This window comes from Nocardia sp. CNS-044 (assembly GCF_059570515.1).
Map to the genome: position 1 here is coordinate 265178 of NZ_JCANSX010000011.1, position 18679 is coordinate 283856.

20 protein-coding genes and 1 riboswitch are annotated in these 18679 nt (G+C 70.3%); of the genes, 9 read left to right on the top strand and 11 right to left on the bottom strand.

The window, feature by feature from the left end; all coding sequences use genetic code 11:
- Positions 1–53 precede the first annotated feature (53 nt).
- Both T333_RS29390 and T333_RS29395 read right to left on the bottom strand, forming a co-directional pair.
- Positions 54–731 carry a chymotrypsin family serine protease gene (locus tag T333_RS29390; RefSeq protein ID WP_496426524.1) on the bottom strand — a complete coding sequence of 226 codons (678 nt, stop codon included), beginning with the start codon at positions 729–731 and terminating at the stop codon, positions 54–56.
- 65 nt (positions 732–796) lie between these two features.
- Positions 797–2203, bottom strand: coding sequence for an FAD-binding oxidoreductase (locus tag T333_RS29395; RefSeq protein ID WP_496426525.1), 1407 nt, complete (start codon positions 2201–2203; stop codon positions 797–799).
- A 382-nt stretch (positions 2204–2585) separates the two neighbouring features.
- On the opposite strand from T333_RS29395, the gene T333_RS29400 reads away from it, so the two are divergent.
- The 3 genes from T333_RS29400 to T333_RS29410 all read left to right on the top strand — a co-directional run bounded on the left by T333_RS29400 (position 2586) and on the right by T333_RS29410 (position 6500).
- The gene (locus tag T333_RS29400; RefSeq protein ID WP_496426526.1) at positions 2586–4613 is read left to right on the top strand and encodes a heavy metal translocating P-type ATPase; all 2028 of its coding nucleotides are present in this window, start codon (positions 2586–2588) and stop codon (positions 4611–4613) included.
- A 103-nt stretch (positions 4614–4716) separates the two neighbouring features.
- Positions 4717–5430: a response regulator gene (locus T333_RS29405; protein ID WP_496426527.1), complete on the top strand. Its 714-nt coding sequence runs from the start codon at positions 4717–4719 to the stop codon at positions 5428–5430.
- Positions 5431–5567: 137 nt separating this feature from the next.
- Entirely contained in the window at positions 5568–6500 is a 933-nt protein-coding gene (locus tag T333_RS29410; RefSeq protein ID WP_496426637.1) for a HAMP domain-containing sensor histidine kinase, read from the top strand.
- A gap of 64 nt (positions 6501–6564) precedes the next feature.
- Here T333_RS29410 and T333_RS29415 read toward each other — a convergent pair whose 3' ends face one another.
- Positions 6565–7302: a hypothetical protein gene (locus tag T333_RS29415; RefSeq protein WP_496426528.1), complete on the bottom strand. Its 738-nt coding sequence runs from the start codon at positions 7300–7302 to the stop codon at positions 6565–6567.
- 52 nt (positions 7303–7354) lie between these two features.
- Here T333_RS29415 and T333_RS29420 point away from each other — a divergent pair, with 52 nt between their 5' ends.
- Entirely contained in the window at positions 7355–8842 is a 1488-nt protein-coding gene (locus T333_RS29420; protein WP_496426529.1) for a DUF4153 domain-containing protein, read from the top strand.
- Positions 8843–8858: 16 nt separating this feature from the next.
- Here the strand turns inward: T333_RS29420 and T333_RS29425 are convergent, their stop codons facing one another.
- The 4 genes from T333_RS29425 to T333_RS29440 form a co-directional block, all read right to left on the bottom strand.
- A complete protein-coding gene (locus T333_RS29425; protein ID WP_496426530.1) occupies positions 8859–9365 on the bottom strand; it encodes an SLOG cluster 4 domain-containing protein in 507 nt (168 codons plus the stop codon).
- A 295-nt stretch (positions 9366–9660) separates the two neighbouring features.
- Positions 9661–9975: a DMT family transporter gene (locus T333_RS29430; RefSeq protein WP_496426531.1), complete on the bottom strand. Its 315-nt coding sequence runs from the start codon at positions 9973–9975 to the stop codon at positions 9661–9663.
- 1 nt (position 9976) lies between these two features.
- Complete coding sequence (locus T333_RS29435; protein WP_496426532.1) at positions 9977–10291, bottom strand: DMT family transporter; 315 nt, start codon at positions 10289–10291, stop codon at positions 9977–9979.
- A 10-nt stretch (positions 10292–10301) separates the two neighbouring features.
- A riboswitch (guanidine-III (ykkC-III) riboswitch) is annotated at positions 10302–10365 on the bottom strand.
- Between the two features lie 8 nt (positions 10366–10373).
- On the bottom strand, positions 10374–11183 hold the full coding sequence (locus tag T333_RS29440) for a DUF72 domain-containing protein (protein ID WP_355001285.1): 810 nt from the start codon (positions 11181–11183) through the stop codon (positions 10374–10376).
- 175 nt (positions 11184–11358) lie between these two features.
- Here T333_RS29440 and T333_RS29445 point away from each other — a divergent pair, with 175 nt between their 5' ends.
- Positions 11359–11520: a hypothetical protein gene (locus tag T333_RS29445; RefSeq protein ID WP_355001286.1), complete on the top strand. Its 162-nt coding sequence runs from the start codon at positions 11359–11361 to the stop codon at positions 11518–11520.
- A gap of 39 nt (positions 11521–11559) precedes the next feature.
- Here the strand turns inward: T333_RS29445 and T333_RS29450 are convergent, their stop codons facing one another.
- A complete protein-coding gene (locus T333_RS29450; protein WP_496426533.1) occupies positions 11560–11937 on the bottom strand; it encodes a hypothetical protein in 378 nt (125 codons plus the stop codon).
- Positions 11938–12105: 168 nt separating this feature from the next.
- On the opposite strand from T333_RS29450, the gene T333_RS29455 reads away from it, so the two are divergent.
- On the top strand, positions 12106–12615 hold the full coding sequence (locus T333_RS29455; RefSeq protein ID WP_496426534.1) for a mycothiol transferase: 510 nt from the start codon (positions 12106–12108) through the stop codon (positions 12613–12615).
- A gap of 6 nt (positions 12616–12621) precedes the next feature.
- Here the strand turns inward: T333_RS29455 and T333_RS29460 are convergent, their stop codons facing one another.
- A complete protein-coding gene (locus T333_RS29460; protein WP_496426535.1) occupies positions 12622–14199 on the bottom strand; it encodes a serine hydrolase in 1578 nt (525 codons plus the stop codon).
- Positions 14200–14453: 254 nt separating this feature from the next.
- On the opposite strand from T333_RS29460, the gene T333_RS29465 reads away from it, so the two are divergent.
- The 3 genes from T333_RS29465 (at position 14454) to T333_RS29475 (ending at position 16628) form a co-directional block, all read left to right on the top strand.
- The gene (locus T333_RS29465) at positions 14454–15077 is read left to right on the top strand and encodes a S1 family peptidase (protein ID WP_355001701.1); all 624 of its coding nucleotides are present in this window, start codon (positions 14454–14456) and stop codon (positions 15075–15077) included.
- A gap of 350 nt (positions 15078–15427) precedes the next feature.
- Positions 15428–15787, top strand: coding sequence for an RsbRD N-terminal domain-containing protein (locus T333_RS29470; RefSeq protein WP_355001290.1), 360 nt, complete (start codon positions 15428–15430; stop codon positions 15785–15787).
- 52 nt (positions 15788–15839) lie between these two features.
- A complete protein-coding gene (locus T333_RS29475) occupies positions 15840–16628 on the top strand; it encodes a helix-turn-helix domain-containing protein (protein ID WP_496426638.1) in 789 nt (262 codons plus the stop codon).
- Position 16629: 1 nt separating this feature from the next.
- On the opposite strand, the gene T333_RS29480 is transcribed toward T333_RS29475, so the two are convergent.
- Together T333_RS29480 and T333_RS29485 are read right to left on the bottom strand one after the other, a co-directional pair.
- Positions 16630–17475 (bottom strand): fructosamine kinase family protein, encoded by an 846-nt coding sequence (locus tag T333_RS29480; RefSeq protein WP_496426536.1) that lies wholly within the window; start codon positions 17473–17475, stop codon positions 16630–16632.
- Positions 17476–17671: 196 nt separating this feature from the next.
- Complete coding sequence (locus T333_RS29485; RefSeq protein ID WP_496426537.1) at positions 17672–18547, bottom strand: TIGR03619 family F420-dependent LLM class oxidoreductase; 876 nt, start codon at positions 18545–18547, stop codon at positions 17672–17674.
- Positions 18548–18679 lie beyond the last annotated feature (132 nt).

Below are 18679 nucleotides of genomic sequence, written 5' to 3' on the forward strand. Positions count from 1 at the left end.
CAACATCCTACGAGCGCCGTGCTGTTCGAGCCATTCGGTCGAGCCGCCGCGGATCAGAACGGCCGAAAGCCCGTACCGGGCCCGCCGATCCGGTCGATGTCGGCGAACACTGTGCCGATCTGCGTGGCCACCGCCGGATCGTGCACCGGCACCTGCGGGTGCTGACAGGCCACGTCGAAGACCGTCGCCCCGAACGCGGTGACGCCCACGTGGCCGACATTCATGCCGACCAGGCGATCACCGACGGTGACCGGTCCACCGGAATCGCCTGGCTTCGAACACACCTGGTTGCGGAACCACGACTCGTTCTGATCCCACACCACCCCGCAGCCGTAGCCGGAGGTGCGGCCGTTCTTGCAGACGATCGTGCCGGGCTGCGGCGGTGCGCCGACGTCCTCGATCACCAGCGGTCCCACGTTGCGCAGCGGCGTGACCCGGGTGGGATCGAACTCGATGACGGCGTAGTCGTCGACCACGTCGACCAGGACCACGACACCGACCGGTCCCGCTGTCAGCGCGTGTTCGGCGCGCACGGGCATGCCGCGCATGGTGCAGTGGCCTGCCGTCAGCCCGACGAGTCGCCCGGCGTTGTCGTACCCGATCGTGGTCAGCGTGCACGCCGCGTGCTGGCCGATCACGATGCCCGATCCGCCGCCGAGCACCGCCGGGGCCGCCGACGCGTGCGCGGGCGAGACCATGCCGATCACCAGCGCGGCGATCGCGGTCAGCACCACTCGCAGGGCAGGTCCGGCCGTCGCCCGCGTGGCGGGCCGGAGAGGCCGTGCCGTCGCGGGATTCATGAGCGTGGCCCTGCGGTGGCGGCCGCGGGATGGATGTTGTGATGCAGGTGGAAGACGTTGCGCGGATCGTATTCCAGTTTGACCGCCGCCAGTTTCGCGTAGTTCTCCCGGCCGTAGCCCGCGATCACCCGGTCCGTTCCCTCGTTGCCGATGAAGTTCAGGTACACCGCTCCGGTGGCGTAGGGCCGCATCGCGGCGACGGTGTTCTTGACCCAGGAGATGCCGTACGCGTCGTCGGCGGGGTCCTCCCACAGTCCGAACGGGTGCACCACCCACGCGGCGCCGCGGTGGGGTTGCGGCCAGTCCCGTGCGCCCGCCGCGACGGCGCCGCCCCACGGCACGAGCAGGCTCTGCGACGGCGTGGGAACCGGCATGGCCATGCCCTGTTCGGCGAACCGCCGCACCGCTTCGTCCGGCAGGCCCGCGAGGTGTGCGTCGGACCAGTAGTTGCGGACGCCCGGCGGATCGTCGAGCGCGCATTGGATGTCGCAGTACGGCATCTCGGTGAGCAGCACGCCGTCCGGGCGCAGCGCGAACATCGGTGCGAGCACGTCGCGCAGTTCGGCCGCGGTGCCCGCGTAGACGGCGACGCAGACCGCCAACCGCTTGCCATGGAGTTCGGTGGGCACGAAGTCCTCGGGCGGTCCCGTCAGATACACGACGGCTCCGCCCAGATCCTCGGTGACACCGCCCTCGACGAGGTCTCGGTAGGCAGTGGCGACCTCGAGTCCGCGCTCGGCTTCCCACAGCAGCAGGCCCAGCGTGGTGACCGGCAGCGGATGCAGCCGGAAGGTCAATCGGGTCGCGACACCGAAATTCCCGCCGCCGCCGTGCAGTGCCCAGAACAAATCGGGATGCTCGTCCTCGGAGGTTCGGATCTCGACTCCGTCGGCGGTGACGAGGTCGACCGACAGCAGGCTGTCGCTGGCCAAGCCGAATTTGCGCTCGAACCACCCCGAGCCGCCGCCGAGGGTCAGCCCGGCCACGCCGGTGCTGGACACTCGCCCTCCGGTGGTGCCGAGGCCGTGCGGCTGGCAGGCGCGATCGAAATCCGCCCAGGTTGCGCCGCCCTCGACGACGGCGGTGCGCGCGTGCGGGTCGACGGTGACCGACCGCATGCGCCGCAGATCCACGACCAATCCGCCTTCGGTGAGGCTCGCGCCAGCGACGCTGTGGCCGCCGCCGCGCACGGCCACCTCGAGACCCCTGCGGTCGGCGAAGGCCAGGGCGGCGCGCACGTCCTCGACGCCGGTGCATTGGGCGATCACCGCGGGCCTGCGATCGACCATCGCGTTGAAGATCGCCCGGGCCGCGTCGTAACCGGAGTCCTCCGGTGCCAGCACCGATCCCGCGAACTGGGGCCGCAGGTCGTCCGCGGCAGCGTAGGGGGAGTGAGTGGTCATACCGCCTCCGTCGGACCGCTGTCGGCATCATGTCGGCAAACTTTCAACCGCCCAGTCACGCTACGCGCGCGGATGCGGGGGTTGGCGCGGTTGCCGAGAGCGATGCCGAGATGCAATCCCGGTGTGTCGGCGGTGTTCGGTGCGATATCCGTCGCGATGCCGGGGGTTTGCCGGTGAAATGGGGCCGCCCGCTCCGGTGCGATAAATGCCCAGTTGTCAACAGGTTTGGCGTCGCTCGAGGCGTCGGGATCGCGTCCGGGAAATATTCGAGGAGGTCGCGGCGATGTCGAGACCCGACATGGCCGATCGTCGCGGCGGGGACACGGTTCGGTGACGACGCCTTGCCTATGCAAATATAGCGATCTATGCATATGATCGCCGTATGAAGTCGACAGCGAACACGCACGAACACGGGCACTCGATTCTGGGCGAGCGCGGCGAGCTGATCTTCGCCATCGCCGCCGGTGTCACCTACGCCGCGGGCATGGCGGCGGAGTATCTGTTCTCCGCGCCGCCCTGGGCCGCGATCACGCTGTTCGCCGCGACCTATTTCCTCGGCGGCTTCTTCACGATCCGCACGGCCGTCGCGACGGTGCGGCGCGGCCGGTTCGAGGTCGACTTCCTGATGCTGGTCGCGGCGCTCGGCGCGGCCGCGGTCGGCAAGTGGGCCGAGGGATCGGTGCTGCTGTTCCTGTTCAGCCTCGGGCACGCGCTCGAGGAGTACGCGATGGGCCGCGCCAAGCGCTCCATCGAAGCGCTCGCGGACCTCGCGCCGAGCACCGCGCTGGTTCGTGTCGACGACGGCGCGGTGCGCGAAGTCGATGTCGAGAACCTCGCGGTCGGCGATGTCGTCGTGGTACTGCCCAACTCGCGGCTGGCGGCCGACGGCATCGTGATCGACGGAGCGAGCAGCGTCGACGAATCATCGGTCACCGGTGAGAGCATTCCGGTGGAGAAGAGCGCCCTGACCGGAGCGACCGTGGACCGCGCACCGGTGTCCGAGGCGCACCGGGTGTTCGCGGGCACGGTGAACGGCTCGGGCGCGATGGACGTCCTGGTGACCAGCCGCGCCGCGGACAGCATGCTGGCGCGGGTCATCACCATGGTCCGCGAGGCCGATACGCACAAGTCGCCCACCCAGCGCTTCACCGACCGGTTCCAGCTGTTCTACGTGCCTGCCGTGCTGGCGGCGGTCTTCGGTGTGCTCGCCTTCGGCATGATCGCGCTGACCGAACCGTTCGCCGACAGCTTCTACCGCGCGATGGTGGTGCTCGTCGCGGCCAGCCCGTGCGCGCTGGCGATCGCGACGCCCAGCGCCGTGCTCTCGGGTGTGGCGCGGGCCGCGCAGGCCGGTGTGCTCGCCAAGGGCGGCGGGCCGCTGGAGACGCTGGGCCGGGTCCGTTCCATCGCCTTCGACAAGACCGGCACGCTCACCTGGGGGCTGCCCCGGGTCACCGACATCGTCGCGGTCCGTCCGGAATCGCGCGCCGAGCTGATCGCGACGCTGCACGCGGTCGAGTCCTACAGCGACCATCCGCTGGCCACCGCCATCACCCGCGACCTCGCGCCGCTGCTGCCGGAAGGGTCGGCTCGCCGCGCGACCGAGGTGAACTCGGTGACCGGACGCGGCGTCACCGCCCTGGTGGACGGACATCCCACCGAAGTCGGCAACCTCACCATGTTCGGCGAGCTGGAGGCCGACGGGGTGCCCGCGCCGATCGCGGACATCGTCGACGACCTGCACGCGCGCGGACGCACCACGATGATCGTCCGGCACGCGGGCGCCTACCTGGGTGTCGTCGGGGTGATGGACACCCCGCGCGCCGAGGCCGCGCCCGTCATCGCGCGGCTGCGCGCCCTCGGCATCGAGGACGTGGTGCTGATCTCCGGCGACCACCAGCGCGTCGCCGACGCCGTCGCCGCCGACATGGGCTTGGACGCCGCGCACGGCGGGTTGCTGCCGGAGGACAAGGTCACCATGATCGGGCGGCTCGGCGGCGACACCGCCATGGTCGGCGACGGCGTCAACGACGCGCCCGCGATGGTGAACTCCTCGGTCGGCATCGCCATGGGCGCGGGCGGCTCCGCCGTCGCGCTGGAGACCGCCGATGTCGCGCTGATGGTCGACGACATCGGCCGCCTGCCCTTCGCCGTGGCGCTGAGCAGGCGCACCGCCAGGATCATCCGGCAGAACCTGACTTTCGCGCTGGTGATCGTCGCCGTCCTGGTGCCCGCGACGCTGATCGGCCTGCCCATCGGTCCTGCGGTGTTCATCCACGAGGGATCGACCTTGCTCGTGGTGGCGAATGCCTTGCGGCTGCTGCGGTTCCGGCGCGGCGCGGAGCACGAGGGCATCGTCCACGAGGCGCGCCCGGTCGACGCCGGTGGACGGATCACGTCGACAACCTGAACATGGGCGAAGGCCCGCCGATGAGGATGGCCGCCGGGAGTGCACACCGAATCTCCACAATTGCCGACGCTGCTCTCCACAGCGGGTGGTTAGGGTTCCGGGCATGGAGCTTCGGAATGGGGAGCGCGGCGCGGGGGCCAACGGGCAGGCGCGGCGGATTCTGGTGGTCGACGACGAGGTCACCATCGCCGAATCCGTGGCCGCGCGGTTGCGGGCGGAGGGGTTCGCCGTCGAACTGGCCCACGACGGACCCGGCGCGGTGGCCGCGGTCGAGGCGAACGAGCCCGACCTGGTGGTGCTGGATGTGATGCTGCCCGGCTTCGACGGCCTCGAGGTGTGCAGGCGCATCCAGGCCGGGCGCGGCGTGCCGGTGCTCATGCTCACCGCGCGCACCGACGAGACCGACCAGCTCGTCGGGCTCGGCGTCGGCGCGGACGACTACCTGACCAAGCCGTTCTCGATGCGCGTGCTCGCGGCCCGGGTGCACGCGCTGCTGCGCCGGGTCGAGCGCGCCGCCGACCGGGAGGGCGCCGCGATCGTCGTCGGCGATCTGCGCATCGATCTGGAGCAGCATCGCGTCTGGCGCGGCGACACCGAAGCCAAGCTGACGCCACTGGAATTCGAGCTGCTCGCCCGGCTGGCGCGGCGGCCGCGGGTGGTGCTGGCCAGGGAACGTCTGCTCGAGGAGGTCTGGGATTGGGCCGACGCCGCGGGCACCCGCGCGGTCGACAGTCACGTGAAAGCGTTGCGACGCAAGCTCGGCGCGGATCTGATCCGCACGGTGCACGGCGTGGGTTACGCGTTGGAGGCGCGATGACCACCGACGCGCGCACGAAGGACGCCACACCGTCGGAGTTCACGCGCCGATGCCGCGCGCTCGCCGACACGGTGGCCGAGGCGCTTCCCCGGCCGCTGGATCCGGTGCGGTCGGTGAAACTCAAGCTGGCGATCCTGATGGTGGTCTCGGGTGGTCTCGCGTTCGGGTTCTTCCGTTTCCAGATCGGCTGGCTGCCGCCGCGAACCACCCTGACCGCGGTGTTGATCGCCCTGATCACCTCTCAGATCCTGGCGCACGGCATCACCAGGCCGTTGCGGGATATGACCGCGGCCGCTCAGCGCATGGCCCAGGGCGACTACACCCGCCGGGTGCGGGCGAGTTCGCGCGACGAGGTGGGGCAGCTCGCCGAGGCGTTCAACCGGATGGCCGCCGACCTCGCCGCCGTCGACCAGCAGCGCCGCGACCTCATCGCCAACGTCTCGCACGAACTGCGCACACCGATCACCGCGCTGCACGCCGTGCTGGAGAACCTGGTCGACGGTGTGTCCGAACCCGATCCGAGCACGCTGCGCACCGCGCTGGCCCAGACCGAGCGGCTCGGGCTGCTGGTCTCGGAACTGCTCGACCTGTCCAGCATCGAGGCGGGCGCCTTGGCGTTGGATCGCGAGAACATCCCGGTCGCGCCGTTGCTCGCCGAGGTGGTCGCCGAGGCCGAGGTGATGGCGGCGGCGCAGGGCCGCGGCGTGCGATTCAGCACCGACGTGCGGCCCGACACCGCGTGCGTCGACGCCGACCGTGCACGCTTGCACCAAGTGCTGATCAACCTGCTCGACAACGCCGCGCGGCACGGCCCGGCGGGCGGCGAGGTGCGGATCACCGCTCACGCGCAGCACGGCGAACTCGTCATCGATGTCCAGGACGAGGGTCCCGGCATCCCGGCCGCCGAACGCGCCACCGTCTTCGACCGCTTCACCCGCGGCGGACGCACCAACGGCGGCGGCACCGGACTCGGCCTCGCCATCTCCCGCTGGCTGGTCGACCTGCATGGCGGCACCATCGCCGTGGCCGACCCCGGCTCCCGCATCCGCGTGGTCCTGCCCGCACCCTGACGGGCCGGACCCGACCGAAACAACCCACCCACCGCAACCCGGACCGCCAGAGGTGCCGGGGCGATCACGCACACCCGAAATCGGAGGGGCTCATGAGTAAAGAACCGACCGGACGGAACGATTCGACGCCTGAACCGCCGGACGCAACGGCGGCGGCCCCGGAAAGCGCCGGCGAGAGTGCCACGCGGTCGACGGCCCTGGAGACGGCGGCCGCTGAGACTCGCGAAGGCTCCGATGGTGGAGCAGGATCGACCGGCCTCGAGATGGCGACGAGCCCGGCGGCCGCCGAAACGCGGAAAGGTTCGGCGGGTGGAGTCGACCAGTCGGCCGCCGCCCCCGACACGGCGACTGTCGCGTCCACCGACGGAAGCGGCAAGACGGTGGACGGCGCGACGGCGGGTTCGTCCTCGCATGACGCCGCCGCGAAACGTACTCCCTCGCCCGAGTCGCCGGGTGCTGGCGAATCCGCGGACCGCGGCACGGCTTCGCGGGGGTCCGGCACGGTCTCGTCTGAGGCAGGCGAGCAGGCTGCGCGCGCCACGGCCGCCGCAGAGTCCGCGGATGCTCCGGTAGACGGCAAAACGGCGGCATCGTCGGACGCTTCGGCCGACGCCATGACTGCGACATCGTCAGTTGCTTCGGCAGAGGCCGGGGCGGTGACAACGCCGAGTGCTTCGGCTGACACCCGAACGGTGACCTCGTCGGACGCTCCGGCTACCAGCAAGACGTCGATTTCCTCCGACAAGACCGCCGAACAGCCCACCGAATCCGGGACGAAGCTCGTGAAGACCGCGGATGCCACCGCGAAAGACCCTGACAGTCAGGTGAATTCGACCCCAGGCGCACTCCAGCCGATGAGTCCAGTACCCGGACGATCCGGCCTACTGACCATCGCGCCGATACCCAAGTGGCGCAGGGTCGCCTATCCGCCCGCGGCATTGCCCGCCGCCTTGGTCGCCGGAGTCGCGGCCGCGGTACTGGTTCCGTGGGACCGCCCCGGTGTCGGCTGGGTGCTCGCCGCCTTGGTCGCCGCGGGCGCGGTGTTCGTCGTCGATCGACGGGCGCGCGCGTCAGTCGAGCAGGGCGAGTCGACCGGCGACCGTTCGATTCGCGCACTGCTGCGGCACAACCCGGCGCGACTGTGGTGGACCGCGCTCGCCCTGGCGCTGCTGGCGGTGGGCGCGGTGCGGGCGGCGGGGTGGCTGTTCGTGCTGTGCGTCCTGGCGGCGGTCTTCGCCAGTTCGCTCGCCGTGGTGCCGCGCCGCTCGGTGCACGGCATCTGGTACGACGCGATCGCCGTGCCGCTGGAAGCGTCCGCCGCGGTGCTGTGGGTGTCCGAGGGTGCGCGCCGGGCGCGCGACGCGCGAAAGACGCGCACGTGGCGGGCCGGACTCTCGGTGGGCGCGACCGTCGCGCTGCTCGCGGTCTTCGCGCCGCTGCTCGGCAGCGCCGACGCCACCTTCGGTTCGATATTGAACCGGCTGGTCCCCGCCGTCGACACGGGGTCGCTCGTGCGATGGACGCTGGTGTCCGGCGCGGTGGCGCTGGGGTGCCTCGGCGCGATGTTCCTGCTGGCCGGTCCGCCGAGGTCGGCGGATTCGATGCCGCGCGAGAAGGTTTCGGGCCGCACGGTGAGCCGGTGGGAGTGGGCGCTGCCGGTGGGCGCTTTGACGGCGCTGTTCGCCGCGTTCGTCGCCGCTCAGTTCGCGGCGCTGTTCGGCGGCGACGACTACGTGCAGAAGACCGCGGGCCTCACCTACGCGCAGTACGCGCGCAGCGGTTTCGGGCAGCTGTCCATCGTCACCATGCTGGCGCTGGCGGTGATCCTCACGGTGCTGCGGTTCGCCGACCAGGATTCGGCACGCGACCGGACGTGGCTACGCGCGCTGCTCGGCTCGGTGACCGCGCTGTCGCTGGTGCTCGTCGCCTCCGCGCTCGGCCGCATGTGGACCTATCAGCAGGCCTACGGCTTCACGGTGCTGCGCGTGCTCGTAGAGGCGTTCGAGCTGTGGCTCGGACTGATCTACGTGCTGGTGCTCGCGGCGGTGATCCGGTTGCGCCGCGCCTGGCTGCCGCGCGCCGCGCTCGGCACGGCGTTGGCGACGCTGCTGATGCTCGCGATCCTGAATCCGGAACGCCTGGTCGCCGAGCGCAACATCGACCGCTGGACGAACGGGAAGACGCTCGACACGGACTATCTGAGCACCCTCTCGCCCGACGTCGTCCCCGCACTGGACCGGCTCCCGGAACCGATGCGCGCCGAGGTGCTCGAACCGATCCGCGACGACCTGCCCGAAGACACCTGGCAGAGCTGGAACCTCTCCCGCGCCGCCGCCCGCTGAACCCGGTGCGCCACGCTCAACCCCGGCGTGACCCGATCGTGAGCCGCACCGCTTCAGCGGGGTCGGCGGCGGTGAGTGTGGCCTGCAACGGCTCACCCGCGGCGTCGAGGATCTGCCAACCGCCGAGCGAGACGACCGGGATATCGCCGCGGTGCCGTGCCAGCGCCAGTTCGGACAGCGTGCCCCAGGACCCGCCGATGACGATGACGGCGTCGGCGGAGCGCACCAGGATCGCGTTGCGCGCCTCGCCCATGTTCGTGAACAGCACGGCGGAAAGTCCCGCGCAGGCGGCGTCGCGGTCGATGTCGGGCCGCACCCCGATCACCAGTCCGCCCGCCCGCGACGCGCCTTCGGCGACGGCGGCCATCACACCGAAGCCGCCACCGCACAGCACGGTCGCCCCCGCGGTGGCGAGCAGTCGGCCGACCTCGGTGGCGTTCGCGGCGTCGGCGCGGGTGCACGCGGTGGGCCCGCACACGGCGACCTGCTTGGCGTAGGTGCGTCGGGTGGTCAGCGCTGCCATATCGACAGTGTGCCGGGTCGAGGGGTCAGCCGCGGGTTCCTCCGGCGAGTCGCGCCGCGGCGTCGTCGGGGAACCCGAACGCCATCTCGGTCTCCGCGCGCAACGCGGCGGTCCGTTCCATCGACCGAGTGTTGGCGTAGAGCGCCTTGTAGATGCGGGTGCGAGCCGGGCGAATTCGCGGCGATGCGCTCGGCGAGATCGGTGACATACCGATCGAGTTCGGCGTCGGGCACGCAGTGGTCGACCAGCCCGATGCCCGCGGCTTCGGCGCACGCCACGCCGGTGTCTTCGCACCCTATTGCATGAACTTCAGTCCGATGACGCAGGCGATGATGCCGCCGAGGAAGGCGATCCTGGCCGCCGAGACGGTCTCGGCGCCGCTCGCCATGGCGTACCCGACGGTGAGCGCCGCACCGATGCCGATCCACACGGCGTAAGCCACGCCGATCGGTATGCGCCGGGTGGCCAGCGCCAACCCGATCATGCTCACCGCCAACGCGATTCCGAACACCGCCGTGGGCACCGGCCGAGAGAACCCGTCCGACATGCCGAGCGCGGTCGCCCACACGGCCTCGAACACCGCGCTGACGATCAGCAGCGGCCACGCCATCTCAGCTCACCGCCTTCAGTCCGGCCACACAGGCGACCAGCCCGCACAGCAGCAGCGTCCGCGCCAGGCTCGTCCGCTCTTTGCCGGTCGACACCGACCACACCGCGGTGAGCACCGCGCCCACGCCGACCCACACCGCATAGGCGGTGCCGGTGGGCAGGCTGCGCATGGCGAACGCCAGTCCGAGCATGCTGGCGACGAGCGCCGCCGCGAACACGAGGGTGGGAACGAGACGCCGGAAACCGCGGGATTCGGCGAGCGCCGTGGCCCATACGGCCTCCAACACCCCGGCGACGAGAAGAACGACCCAAGCCACGACCGACCTCCATGGTCAGTCTTGTCGCTGTCCGGGTACTGAGCCCTCGTCCGGAGGCCCGCCGCGGACCTTGTCTTCGACGCTAGCACGCGACGCGGGCCCGCAACGCCAGCGCGTCGCGCGGGGCCATCACCTTGGCGTCGTTGTCGAAGTAGACGTACACGTCGCCGTCGCGCGCCCAGGACCGGATCTTCTCGGCCCACATGTCCAGCCCCTCGTCGGTGTACCCGCTGACGTAGAGCTCGTCGTGCCCGTGCAGCCGGACGTACACGAAATCCGCGGTGACGTCCTCGAGCAGCGGATACTTGCCCGCCGCGTCCGCGACCACGAGTGCGATTCCGTGCTCGCGCAACAGCTCCGGGAATTCCGGCGTGACGAAGCTGGGATGCCGGATCTCCAGCGCGTGGCGCAGCGGCCGGTCCGCGTCGGCGGTGGTGTGGGCGGGGTCGACGCGGTGATCGTGTCTGCTCGCGATCTCGGCGGCCTGCGCGGTGCTGCGCGGCAGGTGGGCGAAGAAGCCGGTGAGCAGGTCCGGGTCGAACGGCATGGTCGGCGGCAGCTGCCACAGGATCGGCCCGAGTTTGGGGCCGAGAGCGAGAACGCCGGAGGCGAGGAAATTCGCCAGCAGCGTGTCGCCGTCGCGCAGCCGTTTCATGTGGGTGATGAAACGGCTGCCCTTCACGGCGAACACGAAGTCCTCCGGTGTCTGTTCGGCCCAGCGCAGGTAGCTCGACGGTCGCTGCAACGAGTAGAACGATCCGTTGATCTCCACGCTGTCCATTCGCTCGGACAGGTAGCCGAGCTCGAGCCGCTGGGTCAGTCCCACCGGGTAGAACACGCCGCGCCAGCCTCGGTACAACCATCCCGAGGTGCCGATCCGGATGTCGCCCATGGATCCCATGGTGGCAGGCGGGGCAGCGGGAGACGAGTTCGCGGGCGAGTGGCGGGGGTGGGTGAACCCCGGAAAACGAGGCGCGGCAGGATCTTCGAGGGTTCGACGGCCCGCGGTTCGGGTACGTCATGGTCGGATCATTCGCTTTTCAACTGAGTTCAATCGGAGGAATCACATGTCGAAGGTCGATGCCGTGCGGCTGTCGAGCGTGCTGGGCATCGATGTGGCGCAGGCGATGCTGCGGCTGCGCAACGAACGGTATCCCGGCGAGAACGAGCACGACACGTGCCTGCGTCTGATCGCCGAGGCCGCGCAGCGCAGGCGCCACGGCGCCTGAGGCGCGTCGTCCGAGCCGAACGCAGGTCGGCTCGGGCTTCTATCGGTTGCGGTGATCGACGCGGCCGCAGTCGCCGCTGACGTGGAGCGCACCGTCCCCGCGCGACCTCGCCGAGAACCTGGCCAACGCCTCGCTCAACGCGCTGACGTCGCCGAAGGCGAGGGTGCGAGCGTCGATCGCACGGGCGATCTCGCTTTCCACCTCGATCACACGCACCAGGACGCGCAGCACCTCCGCATCGCGCGGCCTCCACGTTTCCGCATCACGAACCAATTCCTCGGCGATCGCCCCGGCCCGGTGGAGATCGCGCACCGCGCCCGCGGCGTCGCGGCGGCGGACCGACAGCTGTGCCTGAGTGCGCAGGGCCTCGATGTCGCCGAGGCGAACGTCGAGATGGCGAGATCCGGGTGACGTCACGATGTCCTCACTGGGTACCTGTGGCAACGGGTGATCCGGTTGTGTGCTCTACGCGGTGCAGTGCATATCGCCGGTGTACCCCGCACCGTGACACTGTCGCGTGGATCGCCCGGCAGTGGGTAGGTCCCGAGGACGGGAGCACATCGACGACGCGAGGAGGCGATGGCGATGACGAGCGCGCAGCTGCTCACCGACGGGTACGAGCGGGTGAGGGAAGCGGTGTACGAGGCCGTGGACGGCTTGGACGAGGACGCGCTGACCTTCCGGATCGACCCGGGCGCCAACACGATCGCCTGGCTGATCTGGCACCTGACCCGGGTGCAGGACGATCACATCGCGGACGTCGCGGGCACCGAGCAGGTGTGGACCGCACAGGATTGGTACGGCCGTTTCGGCCTGCCGCTGGACGAACAAGCGACCGGCTACGGCGACGGCCCCGAGGAGGTCGCGTTGGTGCGCGCGTCCGCCGCCTCGCTGTCGGGCTACTACGACGCCGTGCACGAGCGGACCCTCGACTTCGTGCGCGAGCTGACCGACGCGGATCTGGCGAAGGTGATCGACACCCGCTGGGACCCGCCGGTCACGCTCGCCGTGCGACTGGTGAGCGTGATCTCCGACGATCTCCAGCACGCGGGCCAGGCGGCGTATGTGCGCGGGGTGTTCGACCGTACGAGGTGAACCGCGTCAGGTTCGGGTGAAGACGCCGAGACCGTCGGCGTCGAAGTATTCGAGGGTCAGGGTGTTTCCGGAGAAGGTGGCGCGGGAGACCGAGCCGGTGGTGGCGTTCTCGCCGGTCGGGGTGAACACGAAGGTGTCGCCGTCCCAGTGACGCAGCGCGAAACGCATGTTCCGCGGCCCCAGGGTGAGGGTGAGCGCGTCGTCCTCGACGGCGACGGTGGCCGGACCGTAGTAGGCGTTGTCGTAGCGGCCCGCGTAGGACGGCAGCGGTTGCGCAGGGGCGGGCCGCGCGGGTGGTGACGCACCGGCCAGGCTGCCGCTCGGCGCGCTGAACGGCGCGAACGCCTCCCGATAGAGCGCGCGCCAGTCCTCGCGGACGGTGCCGAACTGGACGAGGTCGGCGAATTCGGCGTTGAGCGTCTCGGGCAGCCCGATCGGCGCGGCGTTGGTGAGCGTCACGATGCCGACGTTCACCGAGGGGATCAGGGTGAACGCGGTGGCGGCGCCGAGGTCGAAGGCGCCCGAATGGCCGAGCACGACCCGTCCCGCAGGGGAGACGCCGACGTTGAAGCCGTAGCCGTAGAACCCGGCGCGCGCGTCGAAGGCCGTCGGCGGGGCGGACACCGCTTGCGGCGACACCGCGGGTCGTAACGCGTTCGCCGCGAGGAACGGTCGGCCCTCGGCGAGCATCATCGTCATCCATTTGGTGAGATCGTCCACCGACGAACTGACCCCGCCCGCAGGGGACTGGGCGTCGGGATCGCGCGGCGGGTCCGCGACCCGATACGTGCCGTCGACGAGCACGTGACCGTCGGCGCGGTCGGCGCGTGCGCGGAAGTCGCTGTACCGCGAGCTCGTCGAGGTCATGCCGAGCGGCTGGTAGATCTCCTTGTCCGACAGCGTCTCCCAGTCGGTGCCCGCCGCGGTGGCGACCGCGACGGCGGCGGCGGTGAGACCGAAATTGGTGTAGGCGTAGGAGTCACGGAAGGCGTCCAGCGGCAACTCCCGCAACCGCTCCAGCACCTGGTCGCGGTCGTAGCCGAGATCCTCGAGCAGATCGCCCGCGTGATCGGGGAGCCCGGACCGATGCGCGAACAGATCACCGACGGTGACCTTCTCGGTGACGTACGGATCGCTCAACGCGAACGTAGGCAGCAGCTGGCGCACCGGGGTATCCCATCGCACGGCGCCCGTGGCGACCTGCCGTGCGACGACCGTCGCCGCGAGCGATTTCGACACCGACGCCAGCTGGAACACCGTCTCCGGACCGACCTTGGCGTCCGAGCCCACCGCGCGCACGCCGAAACCCTTGCGGTACACCACTTTTCCGTCGTGCACGACAGCGACGGCGAGTCCGGGGACATGCGAGGTCGCCAGCAGGCTCTGAGCGAGTTCATCGAGCCGATCCACCGCCTGGCCGACCTGCCCGTCGGGGATCGTCACCCCGGCGACCTGGTTCGGCGACTCGACGGAGGTGCTGGGCGCGGGCGACTGCGGAGCGGGTGCGTCGACGCAGCCGCCGACGAGCAGTCCCGCGGCCAGTAGCGCCGCGAGACCCGGAATTCTCCGCCGATCTCCGCGCACGGCCACTCCCGGGGCTCGTTGTCGACACAAACCCTCCTCGAGCGTAGAGCAACCGATCTTGCGACGAAAGGCTCGGCGGAGGGCGGTGGTGTTTGCCGCACGGGTTTCGCGGTAGTCCTCACCAACGAACCACTGACCGTCGGCGGACACCTCCGGTCGCCGACCCGCGGAGAGGAGCTTCGATGAGTCAGCTGCCGAAAGGCCGCGACGTCAGACGGCACACCGTAGTGACGCGCGGCGCTTCCGCCTTGGCGATGGCGGCCACGGTATTCCTCGCTCCGGTCGCGGGCACCGCGACCGCCGCCGATCCGCCGGTACTCGGCGGCGGCTCGGGCATCGTCATCGCCAACCAGGCCGAATGCACGCTCACCGCGATCGGCAATGATCGCGCCGGGCGTCTGGTCGGCCTCACCGCGGGACACTGCGGGAACGCGGGAGCGACAGTGCTCGCCGAATCCGATCCCAACTACGGCGTGATCGGCAGGTTCGCCCATACCGATCCCGTACTGGACTACGCGGTCATCGAATTCGACCCGGAGCGGGTCACGCCGGTGCGTCAGCTCGGCGACCTCGCGATCACCGGCCTCGGCGCACCGGCACGGTTCCCGGCGGTCGTCTGCAAGAAGGGCCGCACCACCGGAACCACCTGCGGCGTCGCGTGGGGCGGTGTGGGCCCGGCCGCCGAGACCTGGACCCAGTTGTGCGTGCTCGAAGGCGACTCCGGCGCGCCCGTGGTGGTCGGCACGACGCTCGTCGGCATGGTGAACGCCTACCTCGGGGTGGGTTGCTTCGGGCCGGAAGTGGGTACCGACATCCACGCGGTTGTCGCGGATCTGGACGGACGTGACCTCGTGGGGGCGGGTTTCCGGCCGATCTGATCGGCGCCGTTCGCGAAAGCTCGGCGGGTGCTCGCGGGTTGCCGCAGGTGAGCGATTGCCGGGCGGTTCGATCGAGGTGCGCGTCGGTGCGATCGCCGGTCCATCATGTGAATCGTGCGTCTCTTCATCCTGCGCGCCCCGGTTCTCCTATTTCACCAAATGCCAATGGATTCCGTGTGCGTCGCATTAGTCAAGTGGTGCTCGAATCTCAACACGAGGCGTCCCGGTTTGGGGTTGGTCACAACGACCAGATCGCCCGGCGAGGGTGTTTGCCGAATTCGCGCCGCCGAATCGCTTTCGAGGTTGCTGGTGGATACCGTGGGGGCACATCGGGAGGAAGCGGAATCCACATGGGCCCCAACGACGCCGAGGACGACGGCATGTCTGCTCCGGTGCGGGACTTCGGCACGGCGATCCGCATGGGCCTCGACCTCGCGCTGGCGTTGGTGGAGGACACCGACACCTCGCTGGACGGCATGCTGCGCACCCTCGAGCGTCACACCACCCGGTGGGCGCTGGACGGTGTACCCATCGACGAGATCCAGCACGCGGTCCACGACGGCGTCAGATCCGGGCTCGCCCAGCTGCGCGACGACGCGGAACCGGACCTCGACTGCGTACTCGTCGTGGATCTGCTCGACGTCATGACCTCGGCGGTGTCGCGCGCGTACGTGGCGGCCGACCGCACCGTGCGCGGCACCGCGCCCTGAGCCGCGCTCATTACCTCGCGGGTAATCGTGCGGCGCCCGCCGGATTCGTAGGATCGGCGAGGTGAGTACTCGAACAGCGGGCGATCTGCTGCGGCACTGGCGGCTCGAGCGTCGACTGAGTCAGCTGGAGCTGGCCGGCCGCGCCGAAACCTCCGCGCGCCACCTCAGTTTCATCGAGACCGGCCGCGCCACCCCGAGCCGCACGATGCTCGCGCACCTGTGCGATCACCTCGACATACCGCTGCGCGAACGCAACCGTCTGCTGCTGGCGGCGGGCTACGCGCCCGCCTACGCCGAACCGACCCTCGACACCCCCGAGATGGACGCGGTGCGGCAGGCGATGCGCCAGATCCTGGTCGGCCACGAGCCCTACCCGGCGCTGGCCATCGACCAGAACTGGAACATGGTGGAAGCCAACGCCGGTGTGGCCGTGATGCTCACCGGTATCGACGCGGGGCTGCTCACCGCGCCGGTCAACGCGCTGCGGCTGAGCCTGCATCCCGGCGGCCTCGCGCCGCGGATCGCCAACCTCCCCGAATGGCGCGGACACCTGTTCGCCCGGCTGTCGCGCCAGATCGAGATCACCGGCGCCCCGGAACTGATCGCGCTGCGCGCGGAATTGCGCGCCTACCCGGGCGGGGAAACCGAGGTCGCGCTACCGGAGCCGGAGCAGGTCACCGTCCCGCTGCGGCTGCGCCACGACGGCGCGGAACTGTCGTTTCTGTCGGTCACCACAGTGTTCGGCACGCCGATGAACGTCACCGTCGCCGAGCTCGCCATCGAATCGTTCTTCCCCGCCGACGCCGAAACGCGAAAGTACTTGAACGCGTCGAGTTCCTGAGTCATGCCGAGAGTGCGGCGCGGGCGGCGGCGAGAGTCTGCGCGCGATACCCGGAACCGAACAGCGCGACGTGCACCAGCAGCGGATGCAGCTGATGCAGCGGAACCCGGGAACGCCACCCCGCCGCCAGCGGGCGAGTCCGCTCGTAGGCGGCGACGACCCGATCCAGGTGCGGTGCGCCGAACAACGCGAGCATCGCCAGATCGGTCTCCCGGTGCCCGCCGTGCGCCGCCGGGTCGATGAGCACCACGCCCGCCTCGGTCCAGCGCAGATTGCCCGACCACAGATCACCGTGGAGGCGCGCCGGTGGCTCGGGCGGACCCGCCAACTCCTCGATGGACTCCATCACTCGCTCCAGCAGCCGCACCCCGTCCGCGCCGAGCACGTCCGCGGTGCGGGACACGAACGGGCGCAACCTGCGTTCGGCGTACCAGCGCGCCCACGGACCCTCGCTCGGCGTGTTGTCCAGCGGGAGTTCGGCGATCCAGCCGGGCCACGGCGCGCCGAAGACCCCCGGCGAATCCGCGTGCAGCACAGCGAGATCCCGGCCGAAGCGCGCCGCCGCGGCAGGCGAGGGCACGACGTCGGGCAACCACGGCAACACCAGCATCCCGTCCTCGGCGGCCAGCACCGGCGGAACCAGCGCGGAATGGCCCGCCCCGAGCCAGCGCAGACCCGCCGCCTCCGCCGCGAACACCCCATCCCGGTCCGCGGCGGCCTTGACGAAGACGACGCGACCGTCGGAAAGCTCCGCCCGGTGCAGCGTCCAGTCGTGGCTCGTCCCGAGGTCGGTCACCGCGTGGACGGCGACACCCAGCGATGCGCTCAATCGGTCGGCGATGCTCACCGCACCACCGTATGCGTACCTCCGCCTTCGCTATGGCCGTGCGCGGCTCGCGAACGGACTTCGTCCGACTGCGCCCCTGGTGCGTACCTGTGCCTTCGCTATGGCCATGTGCGGCTCGAGGCCCGACTTCGTCCGGCTGCCCCTCGCTCGGCCGTGCGCGAGTCTTCGGGCGGGCGTGCGGCCGACCGCGCCGATCTCAGGACGCGGTGCGCGCGATGACGTGCTCGGCGAACCGGGACAGGTTCGCGATCTTGGTCTCCAGACTCTCGGTGTCCTGATCGCGGGTGTACGGATTGCGGAAGCCGACGATGACGTCGGTGACGCCCTTGTCCTCCAGCCGCTTCACGCCGTCGACGGTGAAACCGTCCAGCGAGATGACGTGCACCTCGAAATCCTTGCGGGTGCCGTACTCGGCCCGCAGTTTGTCCAGCCTGGCCAGCAGCCGATCGAGCTCGGCGGGATCGCCGCCCGCGTGCATCCATCCGTCGCCGCGCTGGGCGGCACGCCGCAGCGCCGGACCGCTGTGCCCCCCGATGAGAATCGGGATCGGCTCGGTGGGCACCGGATTGATCTTGATCGGCGGCAGGTCGTAGAACTCGCCGTGGTACTCGAAATAGCCGCCCGCGGTGAGGCCGCGCACGATGTCGACGCACTCGTCCATGCGCGCGCCGCGCTTCTCGAACGGCACGTCCATGATCTCGAAGTCGTCCGGCCACGGGCTGATCCCGACACCGAGGCCGAACCGGTTGCCGCTCAGCGCCGCCACCGACGCGGCCTGCTTGGCCACCAGCACCGGCGGGCGGATGGGCAGCTTCAGCACGAAGGGGGTGAACCGCAGCTTCGTCGTCGCGGCCGCCATCGCCGCCGAGAGCACGAACGCCTCGATGAAGGGCTTGTCCTCCAGGAACTCCCGGCTGCCGTCGGGGGTGTAGGGGTAGGTGGCGTCGGAGTCGCGGGGATAGGCGACGCTGTCGGCCACCGCCATCGAGGTGTACCCGGCCGCCTCGGCGGCCTGCGCCAAAGGCACGTAGTAGGACGGGTCGGTCATCGTCTCCGCGTACGTGAACCGCATGGAATCAGCCTTCCTGCTCGGTCGTCGCCGGACAACAGCTCGTCGGTGGGCGGCACGCCCACGGCATCGCCATGGCGAACATCTCCCAGCCAATTAATCACTGGTGATTAACTTGGTCAAGACTCGGGTTCA